Annotated in this window: 18 protein-coding genes; all 18 read left to right on the top strand. The window is 56.3% G+C overall.

Translation table 11 applies throughout. The annotated features are described in order from the left end of the window. The first annotated feature begins 15 nt into the window (after positions 1–15). The gene (locus ABD796_RS16880) at positions 16–1,125 is read left to right on the top strand and encodes a protein-glutamate methylesterase/protein-glutamine glutaminase (RefSeq protein WP_344909485.1); all 1,110 of its coding nucleotides are present in this window, start codon (positions 16–18) and stop codon (positions 1,123–1,125) included. Between the two features lie 24 nt (positions 1,126–1,149). Next, a complete protein-coding gene (locus ABD796_RS16875) occupies positions 1,150–3,192 on the top strand; it encodes a chemotaxis protein CheA (protein ID WP_344909483.1) in 2,043 nt (680 codons plus the stop codon). A gap of 15 nt (positions 3,193–3,207) precedes the next feature. Then, positions 3,208–3,669 (top strand): chemotaxis protein CheW, encoded by a 462-nt coding sequence (locus tag ABD796_RS16870; RefSeq protein ID WP_344909481.1) that lies wholly within the window; start codon positions 3,208–3,210, stop codon positions 3,667–3,669. Positions 3,670–3,671: 2 nt separating this feature from the next. Next, the gene (locus ABD796_RS16865; protein ID WP_344909479.1) at positions 3,672–4,292 is read left to right on the top strand and encodes a chemotaxis protein CheC; all 621 of its coding nucleotides are present in this window, start codon (positions 3,672–3,674) and stop codon (positions 4,290–4,292) included. Next, on the top strand, positions 4,289–4,789 hold the full coding sequence (locus ABD796_RS16860; RefSeq protein ID WP_344909477.1) for a chemotaxis protein CheD: 501 nt from the start codon (positions 4,289–4,291) through the stop codon (positions 4,787–4,789). Before ABD796_RS16865 ends, ABD796_RS16860 begins: the two co-directional genes overlap by 4 nt. Continuing rightward, the gene (locus ABD796_RS16855; RefSeq protein WP_344909475.1) at positions 4,786–5,199 is read left to right on the top strand and encodes a hypothetical protein; all 414 of its coding nucleotides are present in this window, start codon (positions 4,786–4,788) and stop codon (positions 5,197–5,199) included. The genes ABD796_RS16860 and ABD796_RS16855 overlap by 4 nt, the downstream gene beginning before the upstream one ends. A gap of 15 nt (positions 5,200–5,214) precedes the next feature. Then, entirely contained in the window at positions 5,215–6,000 is a 786-nt protein-coding gene (locus ABD796_RS16850; RefSeq protein WP_344909474.1) for a FliA/WhiG family RNA polymerase sigma factor, read from the top strand. A 29-nt stretch (positions 6,001–6,029) separates the two neighbouring features. After that, a complete protein-coding gene (locus ABD796_RS16845) occupies positions 6,030–7,436 on the top strand; it encodes a flagellar assembly protein A (RefSeq protein WP_344909473.1) in 1,407 nt (468 codons plus the stop codon). A gap of 75 nt (positions 7,437–7,511) precedes the next feature. After that, the gene (locus ABD796_RS16840; RefSeq protein WP_344909472.1) at positions 7,512–7,838 is read left to right on the top strand and encodes a hypothetical protein; all 327 of its coding nucleotides are present in this window, start codon (positions 7,512–7,514) and stop codon (positions 7,836–7,838) included. Positions 7,839–7,920: 82 nt separating this feature from the next. Further along, positions 7,921–8,496, top strand: coding sequence for a DUF6115 domain-containing protein (locus ABD796_RS16835; RefSeq protein WP_344909470.1), 576 nt, complete (start codon positions 7,921–7,923; stop codon positions 8,494–8,496). Continuing rightward, on the top strand, positions 8,489–9,010 hold the full coding sequence (locus ABD796_RS16830; protein ID WP_344909468.1) for a hypothetical protein: 522 nt from the start codon (positions 8,489–8,491) through the stop codon (positions 9,008–9,010). The genes ABD796_RS16835 and ABD796_RS16830 overlap by 8 nt, the downstream gene beginning before the upstream one ends. A 256-nt stretch (positions 9,011–9,266) precedes the next feature. Then, positions 9,267–9,965, top strand: a complete 699-nt coding sequence (rpsB, locus tag ABD796_RS16825; RefSeq protein WP_344909466.1) for a 30S ribosomal protein S2 — start codon at positions 9,267–9,269, stop codon at positions 9,963–9,965. A gap of 121 nt (positions 9,966–10,086) precedes the next feature. Next, a complete protein-coding gene (tsf, locus tag ABD796_RS16820; protein WP_344909464.1) occupies positions 10,087–10,737 on the top strand; it encodes a translation elongation factor Ts in 651 nt (216 codons plus the stop codon). Positions 10,738–10,857: 120 nt separating this feature from the next. Then, a complete protein-coding gene (gene pyrH, locus ABD796_RS16815; RefSeq protein ID WP_344909461.1) occupies positions 10,858–11,586 on the top strand; it encodes a UMP kinase in 729 nt (242 codons plus the stop codon). Next, positions 11,587–12,141: a ribosome recycling factor gene (frr, locus tag ABD796_RS16810; RefSeq protein WP_344909459.1), complete on the top strand. Its 555-nt coding sequence runs from the start codon at positions 11,587–11,589 to the stop codon at positions 12,139–12,141. A gap of 73 nt (positions 12,142–12,214) precedes the next feature. After that, on the top strand, positions 12,215–12,985 hold the full coding sequence (gene uppS / locus ABD796_RS16805; RefSeq protein WP_344909457.1) for an undecaprenyl pyrophosphate synthase: 771 nt from the start codon (positions 12,215–12,217) through the stop codon (positions 12,983–12,985). Between the two features lie 38 nt (positions 12,986–13,023). Next, entirely contained in the window at positions 13,024–13,818 is a 795-nt protein-coding gene (locus ABD796_RS16800; RefSeq protein WP_344909455.1) for a phosphatidate cytidylyltransferase, read from the top strand. A 38-nt stretch (positions 13,819–13,856) separates the two neighbouring features. Beyond that, positions 13,857–15,002 (top strand): 1-deoxy-D-xylulose-5-phosphate reductoisomerase, encoded by a 1,146-nt coding sequence (locus ABD796_RS16795; RefSeq protein ID WP_344909453.1) that lies wholly within the window; start codon positions 13,857–13,859, stop codon positions 15,000–15,002. The last annotated feature ends 7 nt before the right edge of the window (positions 15,003–15,009 follow it).

Here is a 15,009-nt window from a genome sequence, read left to right as displayed (position 1 = left end):
GGTGAGGTGAATCCCATGACCAAATACAAAGTGTTGGTTGTCGACGACTCCGTATTCATGCGTAAAATCATTTCCGACATGATTGCGGAGGACGGGCGTTTCGAAGTGGCCGATACGGCCAAAAACGGACTGGAAGCCGTCGAAAAGGCAAAGCGGCTGCGGCCCGATGTCATTACCTTGGATATTGAAATGCCCGAAATGAACGGGCTGGAAGCATTAAAACGCATTATGGCGGATAACCCGACCCCGGTCGTCATGCTGAGCAGCTTGACCGAGGAAGGGGCTGCGGAGACAATCGCAGCATTGGAGATCGGCGCGGTCGATTTCGTCCGCAAGCCCTCGGGCTCGATCTCGTTAGACTTGTTCAAGGTGAAGTCGCTGCTTCTGGACAAGCTGGCCATAGCCGTAATGACGCGGATGGCGCGTCCGCAGCCCGTGAGGCCGACCCCTCCAGTCGCGAATGTTCGCCCGACCCCGTCGTTCCCGGCCGCAAAACCGAAGGAATTGACGATTAACGGCTCGGGCGGCCGCGTCGAACGACTCGTGGCGATCGGCACGTCTACGGGCGGACCGCGCGCCCTGCAGCAGGTGATCTCGGCTTTGCCTGCCGAGCTGCCGGCTCCCGTGCTGGTCGTCCAGCACATGCCGCCGAATTTTACCAAATCGTTGGCGACACGGCTCGACTCCACTTCGGCGATCAAGGTCGTGGAAGCGGCGAACGGAGACCGGCTGCGCAACGGCGTTGTATATATTGCGCCTGGCGGCTGGCATATGATCGTCAAGCGCGACGATATGGGCTATAGAGTGTGTTTGACCAAGGACGAGCCGCGCAGCGGACACCGTCCGTCGGTCGATATGCTGTTCGAATCGCTGCTGCCGTTCCGCGAGCTCAAACGTCACATCGTACTGATGACCGGCATGGGGAGCGACGGGGCGCGGGGGATGCAGGCGCTGAAGCAGGCAGGCGCGCTGACGACGATCGCGGAGTCCAGCGAAACATGCGTCGTGTACGGGATGCCGCGCGCCGCGGTAGAGCTAAGCTGCGTGACGCACGAGCTGCCGCTTTACCGGATAGCCGCCAAGCTGACCGAGCTTGTCGGACGTGACGCGGGCGGGAAGCCGTAACGAAACAATCAGGGGGGTTGTCGGATGGAACTGAATCAATATTTGAGCATGTTTATCGACGAGTCCAGAGAGCACTTGCAGGCGTTGAACGATAATATGCTGAAGCTGGAAGCAAGTCCGGAAGATATCGCCATCGTGCAGACCATATTCCGCTCGGCCCATACGCTGAAGGGAATGTCGGCGACGATGGGCTTCGAGGACCTGGCTTCGCTGACTCATGAGATGGAAAACGTGCTGGATCTCGTCCGCAACCATAAGCTGGCGATGAACCCGTTTATATTCGATACGATCTTCAAAAGCCTCGATTCGCTGGAAGCGATGGTGGAAGATATTATCAACGGCGGAACGGGGAAAGCCGACGTATCCCCGATTGTTGCGGTATTGAAATCGATCGTTACCGGCGATTACGAGAAGGCCGTTCCTTCCGCAGCCGCTGCGCCGGCAGCCGCATCCGGCGAAGCCGAGCTGGACGAGTTCCAGTATTCGATCTTGTCCCAGTCGGTGGAAGCGGGGCTGCAAGTATACCGGATCGAGGTGTCGGTCCAAGCGACTTGTGTGCTCAAGGCTGCCCGGGCATATATGGTCTTTAACGTTTTGGAGCAAAACGGCGAAGTCGTCAAATCGAATCCGTCGGTGGAAGATATCGAGAAGGAGAAGTTTGATACGACGTTCTCCGTCTACCTTGTCTCCGAAACGGGACGCGAAGAGCTGGAAAGGCAGCTCGGCAATATTAGCGAGATCGAGAAGGTTACGGCCGAGAAGATGGACGAGGACGGTCTGAAGCGGGGGCTGGAGAAGAAGCAGCCGGCCGCAGCCGTGCAGCAGGAGGCAGCGGCGGCGAGAAACGAGGTCGCCCCGGCCGCGGCCCGCGCGGAAGCCGCTGCTCCCAAAGCGGCAGGCGGGGGGACGGCGGTCGCTTCGCGCACGATCCGCGTCGATATCGAGCGGCTGGACGTGCTGATGAATTTGTTCAGCGAGCTGCTTATCGACCGGGTACGTCTCGAGCAGCTGGCTAGCGAAGTGCGGCGCAACGATCTGACGGAAACCGTGGAACATATGGCCCGCGTCAGCAGCGATCTGCAAAACATCGTACTGAAACTGCGGATGGTGCCGATCGATAACGTATTTAACCGGTTTCCCCGGATGGTGCGCGATCTCGCCAAGTCGCTGGACAAGAAGCTGGACCTCGTCATTGTCGGCGCGGATACGGAGCTGGACCGTACGGTTATCGATGAAATCGGCGACCCGCTCGTCCATTTGCTGCGCAACTCCGTCGACCACGGCATCGAGACGATCCCGGAACGGCTGGCCGCCGGCAAGGCGGAGACCGGTACGGTGCATTTGCGGGCGTTCCACAGCGGCAACCATGTCTTCATCGAGATTGAGGATGACGGCAAAGGAATCGATAGGGACAAGGTGCTCGGCATCGCTTTGAAAAGAGGCGTCGTCACGCCGGAGCAGGCCAAGACGCTGGCAGACGAGGAAGTGTATATGCTGCTGTTTGCCGCCGGCTTCAGCACGGCCGACAAAATATCCGACATTTCCGGACGCGGAGTCGGGCTCGACGTAGTCAAGACGAAGATCGAATCGCTCGGCGGCAGCGTACAGGTCAGCTCCCGGCTGGGAGCGGGTACGAAATTTTCCGTACAGCTTCCGCTGACGCTGTCGATCATCTCGGCGATGTTGGTCCGCCTCGGCTCGGAGAAATACGCGATCCCGCTCTCTTCCATTGTGGAAACCGCGGTCATCCGCAAAGAGCAAATTCGCGACGTTCACGGAAATCGGCTGATGGAGTTCCGCAGCAGCATCATTCCGCTGCTGTCGCTAAGCAAGCTGTTCGAGGTCCCCGACTTCTCGGAAGCGGACGAGGCGGAGACGGAAATCGTCGTGATCCGCAAGGGCGACAAGCTGGCCGCGCTTATGGTGGACGAGTTTATCGGTCAGCAGGAAATCGTCCTGAAGACGCTGGGCAAATATTTGACCAACCTGTTCGCGATATCCGGAGCGACGATTTTGGGCGATGGACAAGTGGCTCTGATTATCGATACGAATGCGCTAATTAAATAATCGGGAGGTTCCATCATGGGAGAAGAGCTTAAGGTGATCGTATTCTCGCTGGCTCAAGAGCAGTACGGCGTAGAAGTGGACAAAGTGCGGACGATCGAACGGATGCAGCCGTTGACCCGGGTGCCCAAAACGCCCCCGTTCGTCAAAGGGGTGATCAATCTGCGCGGCGTCGTCGTGCCGGTTATCGATTTGCGGGGCCGCTTCGGACTGGAGGAAGCCGACTACACCGACAACTCGCGGATCATTATCGTGGCAGTCAAGGAGATGGAGGTCGGCATGATCGTCGATACGGCAAACGATGTCGTCGACGTCGACAGCGAAGCGATCGAGCAGCCCCCGGAAATCGTCGGCGGCATTCGCGCCAAATATTTGCGCGGATTGGCTAAGCTCGGCGAAGGCCGTCTGCTCGTGCTGCTGAATCTGGAAGAAGTGCTCAATAAAAGCGAGATCGTCCAGCTTGAGCAATTCGGAGAATGAGCATGCCCAATTTTCACGATTTTGCCGATTTTCAACTGGACGTCCTGAAGGAAGTGGGCAACATCGGCGCGGGCAATGCGGCAACGGCGTTATCCAAACTGCTGGCCCGTCCGGTCGATATGCAGGTGCCGCTAGTCAATCTGCTGCCGTTCGAGGAAATTGTCGATGTGCTGGGCGGGTCAGAGCAGGTCGTTATCGCCATCTTCCTGCGGGTGACCGGTGACGCTCCCGGCAATATGTTCTTTTTCTTGACCCAGCCTTCGGCCAAGATGCTGCTCACCAACCTCGCCGGCATCACGAGCGGGGACGACGAGCATTACTCGGAGATGGAGCTGTCGGCTCTCAACGAAATCGGCAACATTTTGGCGGGATCTTACTTGTCCTCGCTGGCGGATTTTACAAAGTTGAGCATGACTCCTTCCGTACCCGCGCTGGCGATCGACATGCTCGGCGCCATCGTCAGCTACGGCCTCATCCAGTACGGGGAGATGGGGGACCGGGCGCTGTTCATCGACACCAAGTTTTTTGAAGGAAACGATGCCGTGGAAGGTCATGTGTTCCTCGTTCCCGATCCCGAATCGTTCGATAAAATATTCGCTTCGTTGGGAGTGCCGCTCGAATGATTCAGGATCAGCTCATCAAGGTGGGAATGGCGGATTTGAACGTTGCCTCGGTAACGGGCATTTTAAAAACGACAGGACTCGGTTCGTGCGTAGGGGTGACGCTCTACGATCCGAAGGTGAAGGTAGCGGGCATGGCGCATGTGATGCTGCCATCCTCCGACATAGCCAAGGAAGGAAACCTCAACATTGCCAAATATGCCGATACAGCCATACCGGAGCTTGTCCGCCGGATGAACCGGCTCGGAGCGGCAAACGCCCGGCTGGTGGCGAAGCTTGCCGGAGGCGCACAAATGTTCGCCTTTCAGACGACGAGCGACACGATGAGAATCGGGCCGCGCAATGTGGAATCGTGCAAGGTGCAGCTGAGGCTGCTGTCGATCCCGGTTTTGGCCGAGGATACGGGCGGCAATCACGGCAGAACGATCGAGTTTCACTCGGAAAGCGGCATACTCGTACTGCGAACCGTCCAACAAGGAGTTAAGGAACAGTTCTTATGATCGGAACTTTGCGCTGGAACATTATTGTCGGTCTCGTCGGCTTCACGCTGACCTTCGCGCTGTCGGTTTCACGCAACTATATGAGCCGGGCGCTGCTGCAAGGCTTTTACAGCTTTATTATCCTGTTTGCCGTCGTTTTTGCTTTACGCTGGATAATGGGTACCCTGATTGGCCTGAAGGGCGTTGCCCCACAAGCCGGGGAAGATCGGGGACATATCGGTCAAGCGGTCAACGAGGCGACGCCCGACGACCGGGACGAGCTGAACGGTATGCTCAAGGAGCAGTTGAACCGTTCCGAGCCGGACGGCGACGACAGCTTCGTGCCGCTCCAGCCTCAGAAGCTCGCTACGGTTTCCGAAACCGAACCCGAACAGCTCGCGCAGGCGCTGCGACATTTGAAAGAAAAGTAAGGAGTGCGGACTTTGATGATTCAACAAAAGCAATCCCCCTTGTCCAATTTGGAAGTTTGGAAACAATGGAAAAGTGAAGGTTTGCTTTCGGCGAAACAGTCGTTGATCGAGCACTATTTGCCGTTGGTCGAATATGTGGTCGGCCGTCTTCTTATCGGATTGCCCAAAAACGTTTCTAGGGACGATATATCGAGCTATGGTATAATGGGCTTAATCGACGCGATCGAGAAATTCGACTACGAACGCGGCCTGCAGTTCGAAACGTACGCCTCCTGGCGCATCCGCGGCGCGATGATAGACGGGTTGAGGCAAGGCGACTGGGTGCCCCGCTCGGTTCGCGAGAAAGCCAAAAAAATCGAGGATGCCTACCAGAAGCTGGAGCAGCACTACTTGCGCACCGTGACCGATTCGGAGATGAGCGAATACTTGCACATCACCGAGAAAGAATTCCAGCACATGCTGCAGGAAATATCGGTTACGACCGTATGCTCGTTCGACGACCCGATCAAGGAGGAAGAAGCGGAGACGCGACTTTCGCTCATGGTCGACGAGAAAGCGAAAAACCCGGAAAATCAGGTGAACGAGTTTTATTTGAAGGAATCGTTGGCTAAGGCGATCGACAAGCTGACCGACAAAGAACGCACCGTCGTCTCGCTGTTTTATTACGAAGAGCTGTCCTTGAGTGAAATCGCCGAGGTCATGTGCCTGTCGCCGTCGCGCATCTCGCAGCTGCATTCCAAAGCGATATTGCGGCTTAGGGGCTCGCTCGGCAGATGGAAAAACCAATTGATGCAGCCATAAGCGTCACCCATTAGGAAGGAGAGATTGGATTGTCCACTGACTTGCCTGTGGAGCACTATGTGACGGTGAACCTGGCCGAGGACAAATTTTCCGCCTCCATCCAAATCGCTACGCTTTCGGATTCTTTCCCTCTTACGGTTAACGATCTTATTGCCTTACTCCATAAAAACAACGTGCGCTACGGCATACAGCCAGACGTATTACATACCATCATCCGGGATCCTAAGCCGTTTATGCAAACGAAAACCGTAGTCGCAGTCGGAGATCTACCCGGCGAAGGCATCGACGGAGAGATTCGAAATCTATACGATAAGGATGCGCAAAGCAAAAAACCGGCAGAGCTGGAAGACGGCACTGTCGATTATAAAGAAGTAACCCGACTTACGAATGTGCGCAAAGGGCAGCTGATTGCGGAACGGCTGCCCGCGCGCGACGGAACGCCGGGTCAAACGGTCAGCGGCGAAAGCGTGCCGGGGCTGAAGGGCAAGGAAGCCCGCTTCAAGATCGGCAAGAACGTCGTTGCCGACGGGGAGCAGAAAGCGCTTTATGCCGCCATTGACGGCATGGTCGTCAGAACGGAAAACGACAAGATCAACGTCTTCCCGGTATTCGAGGTCAATGGGGACGTCGACTACAAAATCGGAAATATCGACTTTTTGGGCACGGTCGTCATTCGCGGCAACGTGCTTTCGGGCTTTAAGGTAAGGGCGGCGGGCGACGTGCGCATTACCGGAGGCGTCGAAGGCGCGGAGGTCGAGGCGCTTGGCTCGATCGAGATCAGCGCCGGCATTCTCGGGCATAACAAGGCGGTTATCCGAGCGGGCGTCAACCTGAAATGCTCTTTCATTCAGGATGCCACGATCGAAGCGGGGCAGCATGTCATCGTATCGCAAAGCATTTTGCATTCCCAGGTACGGGCAGGTCAAACGGTACAGTGCATCGGTCCGAAGGGGCTTATCGTCGGCGGCACGATTCAGGCCGGAGAGGTTGTCATGGCGCGGACGATCGGCAATACGATGTCAACTCCTACCGCGCTCGAAGTCGGGGTGCTGCCGGAGCTGCGCAACGAGCTTACCACCTTGCGCCAGCAACTCAAGCTGCTTCAGGAAGGGCTGGATAAGACGGAGAAGGCGCTTGTCATCCTGGATCAGCTGGCGGCGAGCGGCTCCTTGTCGGCGGAAAAGCTGGCGATGCGGATCAAGCTGTCGCATACGAAGAAGCAGGCGGTGGAAGAGCAGAACGGCTTCAAAGAACGTATACTGGAAATCGAGAAGACTCTGGAGGATACTGATCGGGCGAGAGTGAAGGTCGTGTCCGTCGTGTACGGGGGCACGAAGGTCGTCATCGGTCGGTACACCCGGTTCGTCAAGGATGCCACGTCCCGCGTCTATTTCGTTTATGCCGAAGGCGATATTGCCATGCTTCCGCTCGAGTAGCGGGCAAGAAAGGCGTCGGACGCAAGCGCGTTCCGCCGGTTCATTCGCACGACAATCCGGGGAGGGGTGTAAGGAATGAGCTTCAGATCGGTTGAAATGCAAATTGCCATACCGCGTACGAGCGAGATCGGACAAGTGCAAAACCATTTGATGCAAAAGCCGACTTACGACCAGACCGCTCTGGCGGCCAAGATGACGCAGCGCAAAGAGCGGCAGCTCAGGCAAAGCACGAACGTGGAAGGTTCGGACGCTCCGCATATCCGGGACGAGCGGGAGGCCGGAACGGGCGGCAAAGGGCGCGGAAAAGCGACCAAAAAGGCGGGCATGGCGAAAGAACGGGACGACAGCGCTGCGGGGCCGGCTCACCCTTACAAAGGACGCCATATCGACATTACGATATGAGGCGCGGGAAACTGCCCGGTGAAGCTGCCGGTTTGCGTCTAAATCTGATTTCCGACAGGAAAGCAAAAAGGATGAGAACGCCGTGAACGCTTGGATGTATATCGTTTTGCTCGGGCTTGTTCTCGTCGTTTACGCGAGATTCGTGCCGAAGCGGGAGCCGGACTCCAAGCAAACGAACATGATGAAAGAAATTGAAAGTACGATGGAGCAGTTTTCCGCCGACCTGGAGGAAGAGAACCGGCAGTTCCTGGACATGGTGAGCGGCATGAAAAAGGAGCACGAGGTGCACACCGCAAGGCTGCAGGGACGAATCGAGGCGTTGGAGCAGCAAAACCGTCTCGTGAGCGAGCAGCTTGCTTCGCTGAGCCGCGACGGGCTAAAGCTTGCCGCGGAGCCTTCGGTCAATCGGCCGCCTGCGCCGTTTCCAGCTTCTCCGGCGTATGCGGCCGTCGGTACGGACAAGCCCGTTGCTGCGGCTTCCGGCGAAAAGCCGGCCGACCGGGGACCGGTTCTGATCCGGGAGCGGTATGCTCCGGTCTTCGAGTTGTATCAGCAAGGAAAATCGACTGAGTATATCGCTAAAAAGCTGGATATGAACAAGGGCGAAGTGATGCTGATCATTCAATTAGCCAAGCAGGAGGATCAGGCCCGTGTTTAAAAACCGACTTTTTTTGTACGGACTCGGTTCCGGCATCATTGCCGGGGCGATCCTGCTGCAGCTGACGCTCAAGGCGGAAGAACTGGAGGGTCGGCCGCTGGGGCAGACGGAACCGGCTTCGCTCGCCCAGATTCAGGCGCAGGCGGACAAGCTGAATTACAAGCTAGTGCCGAAGGACCAAACGGCGTATTCGGATAAGGATCTAGAAGCGCTCAAACAGAAGGCGGCGGAAGAAGAACGCGCCAGATTGGCTAAGCAGCCCGGCGGCGCAGCCGGCTCAAGCGCCCCCGTTCAGGCGCCCCCGAAAGCGGTGCATAGCGTTTACATTTCCGAGCGTATGGACGCCGCCCAAGTATCCGATTTGTTCGCCAAAGCCGGTATTCTTCCCGATGCCTCTGGTTTGATGTCGGCCCTTTCGGAGAAAAAGCTGACGACGCGGATCCGTTCGGGCTCCTATACGTTCGAGGGACCGGCAACGGTGGACGATATTCTGGCGAAAATCATTATTCCGTAGCGCCCGGCAGCTTCGTTACCGATCCGGCGCAGGCGCGCATTTCCCCCGAAGATGCGGCGAAGGGCAGGGCGATTGTCGAAACGGCCCAAGTTGTGTTGCAATCGGCATTTCAGTTGTGGTATAGTAGTTGACGGTGTTAACCACGCACGCCGTTCAATTCCGCTGAAGGTGCTTAGGTCCGTAAGACCCGAGTCTCACCGGAAGATGCGAAGGGCGGAGGGAATCACAAAAACCAAATCTGAGGAGGTGTGTGAAGATGGCAGTAATCTCCATGAAGCAGCTTCTCGAAGCTGGGGTACACTTCGGTCACCAAACCCGTCGCTGGAACCCGAAAATGGATCGTTACATCTTCACTGAAAGAAACGGCATTTACATTATCGACCTGCAAAAGACGGTCAAAAAGGTAGAGGAAGCTTACAACTTCGTTAAATCGATCGCCGACGACAACGGCACGATCCTTTTCGTAGGAACGAAGAAGCAAGCTCAAGATTCCGTGAAAGAAGAAGCAGAACGTTGCGGCATGTACTACATCAACCAACGTTGGCTCGGCGGAACGCTGACAAACTTCCAAACGATCCAAAAGCGGGTTAACCGCCTGCATGAGCTGGACCGTATGGAAGCCGACGGCACGTTCGACCTGCTTCCGAAAAAAGAGGTTATCATCCTTCGCAAAGAAATGGAACGTCTGGAGAAATTCCTGGGCGGCATTAAACATATGAAAGCTTTGCCGAGCGCCCTCTTCGTTATCGACCCGCGCAAGGAGCGCATCGCCGTAGCAGAAGCTCGCAAGCTGGGCATTCCGATCGTAGGCATCGTCGATACGAACTGCGATCCGGACGAGATCGATTACGTCATTCCGGGCAACGACGACGCCATCCGCGCGGTCAAGCTGTTGACTGGCAAGATTGCCGACGCAGTCGTCGAAGCGCATCAAGGCGAGCAAACAACAGCTTAATGCACGGTTAGCGACAAAAGGGTGGTGAAGGTTACTTAACCTCTTGCCGCCCTTTTTTTGAGGAAACCAAGCGGGAGTCCATCCCATTATGGACGATACATTAAAGGAGGTTTACATCCATATGGCAGTATCGGCACAGGCAGTTAAAGAGTTGCGCGAAAAAACCGGAGCGGGCATGCTCGATTGCAAGAAAGCGATTGAAGAAGCGAACGGCGATTTGACGAAAGCGGCTGAGCTGCTTCGCGAAAAAGGATTGGCCGCCGCAGCCAAAAAAGGCGACCGGATCGCTACCGAAGGCGTAGTCGAATCTTACATCCATGCTGGCGGACGCATCGGCGTGCTTGTCGAAGTAAACTGTGAAACCGACTTCGTCGGCAAATTGGAATCGTTCCGCGAATTCGTTCGCGATATCGCGATGCAAATCGCAGCTACGAATCCGCTGTTCGTCGGCCGCGAAGAAGTGCCGCAAGAGGCGCTGGACAAAGAACGTGAAATCTTGCGCAACCAGGCGCTGAACGAAGGCAAGCCGGCTCACATCGTCGATAAGATGGTCGAAGGCCGTCTCAGCAAATACTACGAAGAAAACTGCCTGCTTGAGCAACCGTTCATCAAAGACCAAGACAAGACGGTCAACGCGCTGCTGAACGAAAAAGTCGCCACGATCGGCGAAAAAATTTCGATCCGCCGTTTTGTTCGTTTCGAGCTTGGCGAAGGCATGGAGAAAAAGCAAGACAACTTCGTTGAAGAAGTAATGGCGCAAGTTAAAAAATAAGGTCGTTCGCGGACAACCAATACCGAAGGTTCAGGTATTGGTTGTCGCATCATTGCCCGGCAGGAGGAACACGCGGTGTTCCTTCTTTTATACCGGAACGATACGTAGGAGGAGACCCTGGTGGAACGACCGAAATATAAACGTGTAGTACTGAAATTAAGCGGAGAAGCGCTGGCCGGCCAGCAAGGTTACGGCATCGACTCCCAGATGATTGCGGAAATCGCTTCGCAGGTGAAAGATATCCACGATTTGCAGGTGGAAACGGCGATCGTTGTCGGAGGCGGCAACATATGGAGAGGCATCGCGGGCAGCGCCAAAGGCATCGACCGTGCGACAGCCGATTATATGGGTATGCTGGCAACGGTTATGAACTCCCTGGCTTTGCAGGATGCGCTGGAGCAGATCGAGGTTCCGACTCGCGTGCAGACGTCCATTACGATGCAGCAGGTCGCCGAGCCGTACATTCGCCGCCGGGCTATCCGGCATCTGGAGAAAGGCCGCGTCGTCATATTCGCCGCCGGCACCGGCAACCCTTATTTCTCGACCGATACGACGGCAGCACTGCGGGCAGCCGAGATCGAGGCCGAAGTCATCCTGATGGCCAAGAATAAGGTGGACGGGGTTTACAGCGCCGATCCGTTCAAAGATCCGAATGCGGAGAAATTCGAGACGCTGACTTACATGGAAATGCTGAACAAAAACTTGGGCGTCATGGATTCGACCGCTTCGTCCCTGTGCATGGATAACAACATCCCGCTGCTCGTATTTTCCATTACGGAACGCGGCAACATCAAGCGTGCCGTTCTGGGCGAGAAAATCGGAACGATTGTGAAAGGAAGTGTAGTTTAAATGCCGCAATCCATTAAGAAAAACGCCGAAGAGCGTATGGAGAAAGCGATCACTTCGTTGAAAAAGGAACTGGCCAGCTTGCGTGCCGGACGCGCTACGCCTGCGCTGCTGGACCGTATTCAGGTTGAATACTACGGCTCGATGACGCCGGTCAACCAGCTTGCCAACATCAACACGCCGGACTCCCGGACGTTGATGATCCAGCCGTGGGACAAGTCCTCCATGGGCGCAATCGAGAAAGCGATTTTGAAATCCGAGCTGGGTTTGACCCCTTCCAACGATGGCAGCTCCATCCGCCTCTCGATTCCGCCGCTCACCGAAGAGCGCCGTGGCGAGCTGGTGAAGCTGACCAAAAAATCGGGCGAGGAAGCCAAGGTAGCGATCCGAAACATTCGCCGCGATGCGAACGACGATATCAAGAAGCTTGAGAAGTCGACGATCTCGGAGGACGAATCCCGTCGCCATCAAGAAGATATTCAGAAGTCGACCGACAAATATATCGCCGAGATCGATAAAGTATTGGTCGTCAAAGAAAAAGAGATTATGGAAGTGTGACAGCGGCAAATCGGCCCCCCGTATCAGAAGGGGGATTTTTGTGTTCGCTTCGAATGAGGGTGGGGAATCAGACATGTTCCATCTTTTCAAACGGACTCGCTCCGAGCGTATGGCCGAATCGGAACAACCGGGCGAGCTTATGCCGGACAACGTACCGAAGCATATCGCCATCATTATGGACGGCAACGGCCGATGGGCGAAGCGCCGCGGGCTGCCTCGCCTCGCCGGGCACCATGCCGGCATGAAGGCCGTCAAGCGCGCTACAATCGCGGCAGACGATATCGGCGTTGAGGTCTTGACCTTATACGCGTTTTCCACGGAAAACTGGAAGCGCCCGCGGGACGAGGTCGATTTCCTGATGAAGCTGCCCCAGGAGTTTCTGGCCATAGAGCTGGACGAACTGATCGAGAAAAACGTTCAGGTCCGTATGACAGGCTGGAAGGAAGGGTTGCCCGCCCATACGCTGGATGCGGTGGAGGCGGCAATCGAGCGCACGAAGCACAATGACGGCCTCATTCTTAATTTTGCTTTGAATTACGGAAGCCGCCACGAAATCGTGGAAGCGGTCCGCGCCATCGCTGGCCAAGTGCAGCGGGGCGAACTGGCTGAAAAGGACATTACCGAATCGCTTATTTCCAACCGGCTGCTGACGCAGTCGCTGCCCGATCCCGATCTGATTATCCGCACAAGCGGTGAAATTCGCATCAGCAATTTTTTGCTCTGGCAAATGGCATATTCCGAGCTATGGTTTACGGACATTTATTGGCCCGAGTTCACCGAACGGCATCTCGTGCAGGCGGTATGCGAATACCAGCGCCGCGCGAGACGTTACGGCGGCTTGTAACATGTGAAGTACGCATTACGCGGACGGAGGAAAACGTTTTGAAGCAACGACTTGTGACCGGCATCGTGGCCGGAGCCGGGTTTATTGCCATTTTGGTGCTGGGCAAGCTTTATTTCGCTGCTCTGATTATGCTGCTCGCGGCTGTCGGTTATTACGAATATTCCCGGATGAACGGTCATCCGCCTGTGCGGTTGACCGCTTTTCTCGGTTTTCTGTTTACGCTTTACATCGCTTTCCCTTGGGAGCTTTACCCCGAACTCGGCGCGTTGTCACGGGAAGCGTCGGTATGGCTGGCAATGTTTTTATTGCTCGCGGTAACGGTTCTTTCCAAGAACAAGGTAACGATCGACCAGGCTGCCCTGGTGCTGCTCGGCATCGTATACATAGGCACCGGGTTCCATTTTATGATCTCGACGCGTTTGGGTACGGACGGGCTGTATTGGACTCTGCTTACGTTCGTCTGCATTTGGGCATCAGATTCGGGAGCCTACTTCTGCGGCCGGGCTTTCGGCAAGCGGCCGCTATGGCCGGCGATCAGCCCGAACAAGACGGTGGAAGGCTCGCTCGGAGGCGTGGCTGTCTCGATTGTGGCAGCGCTGTGCTTCTCCTGGTACGCTCCGGATCTGCTGTCATGGGGCAAGGCGATCGGTCTCGGTCTTGTAATTGCGGTTGTCGGACAAATCGGCGACTTGATCCAGTCAGCCTACAAACGCATTCGCAACATTAAAGATACCGGTTCGATATTGCCGGGACACGGCGGCGTGCTGGATCGCTGCGATAGCTGGCTGATCGTGTTTCCGTTCGTGCAGCTGCTGTCGCTCCTTCCGCAATAGCCGGTTTCTTTTTTTCAATCGCGAGAGAGGTGAACGAGTTGAAACGAGTTTCCTTATTGGGCAGTACTGGCTCCGTCGGCACGCAAACGCTGGACGTCATCTCCCGCTATCCTGACAAGTACGAGGTCGTTGCATTGGCTGCCGGACACAATACGCAGCTGCTCATCGAGCAAGCCGAACGGTTTCGGCCGAAGCTGGTTTCCGTCGCTACCAAGGAGCTGGCGATGCAAGTTTCGGCCCATTTGCCGGCAGGCACTGCGCTGCTGTACGGAGAAGAAGGGCTGATCGAGACCGCGGCGGGCAATGAGGCGGACATCGTCGTAACGGCCATTGTCGGCAGCCAAGGCTTGAAACCAACGCTTGCAGCTATAGAGGCGGGCAAGCATATCGGCTTGGCCAATAAAGAAACGTTGGTCAGCGGAGGGCATCTCGTTACCGAGGCGGCCGCCCGCAAAGGCGTAAAGCTGCTGCCGGTCGATAGCGAGCATTCGGCGATTTTCCAATGCTTGAACGGAGAGCCGGCCTCCGCGATCCGCAAAATCGTACTGACCGCATCAGGCGGCTCCTTCCGCGACCGTACGCGCGACCAGCTTCGCGGCGTGTCGGTGCAGGAGGCGCTCGCTCACCCGAACTGGTCGATGGGGGCGAAGGTGACGATCGATTCGGCGACGATGGTCAACAAAGGGCTGGAAGTCATCGAAGCGCACTGGCTGTTCGGTCTGCCGTTCGATCAGATCGAGGTCGTCATTCATCAGGAAAGCATTATTCATTCGTTTGTGGAGTTTGTAGACCGCAGCGTGATCGCCCAGATGGGCATGCCTGATATGAGGGTTCCGATCCAGTATGCGCTTACATACCCGGAACGGTTCGTTTCCCCGGCGGCATCGCTTGACCTGACCGAGCTCGGCAAGCTGCATTTCAGCAAAATGGACTTTGAGCGGTTCCCGTGTCTGCGCATGGCGTACGAGTCCGGCCGCGCAGGCGGCTCGACGCCGGCCGTCTTCAATGCGGCCAACGAGATCGCCGTTTCGCGGTTCGTTGCCGGCGAGATCGAATTTCTCGATATCGAAAATACGATTGAATCCGTACTGGACCTTCATACGACGATAGCGTCGCCCACGCTAGAGCAGATCGGCGAAGCCGACGCCTGGGCAAGACAAATGGCCGGGGATTACGGAAAATAATCGCTTC

It is taken from the genome of Paenibacillus hodogayensis (assembly GCF_039536325.1).
GTDB lineage: Bacteria > Bacillota > Bacilli > Paenibacillales > NBRC-103111 > Paenibacillus_AB > Paenibacillus_AB hodogayensis.
This window is presented reverse-complemented; position numbering and strand designations above follow the sequence as displayed.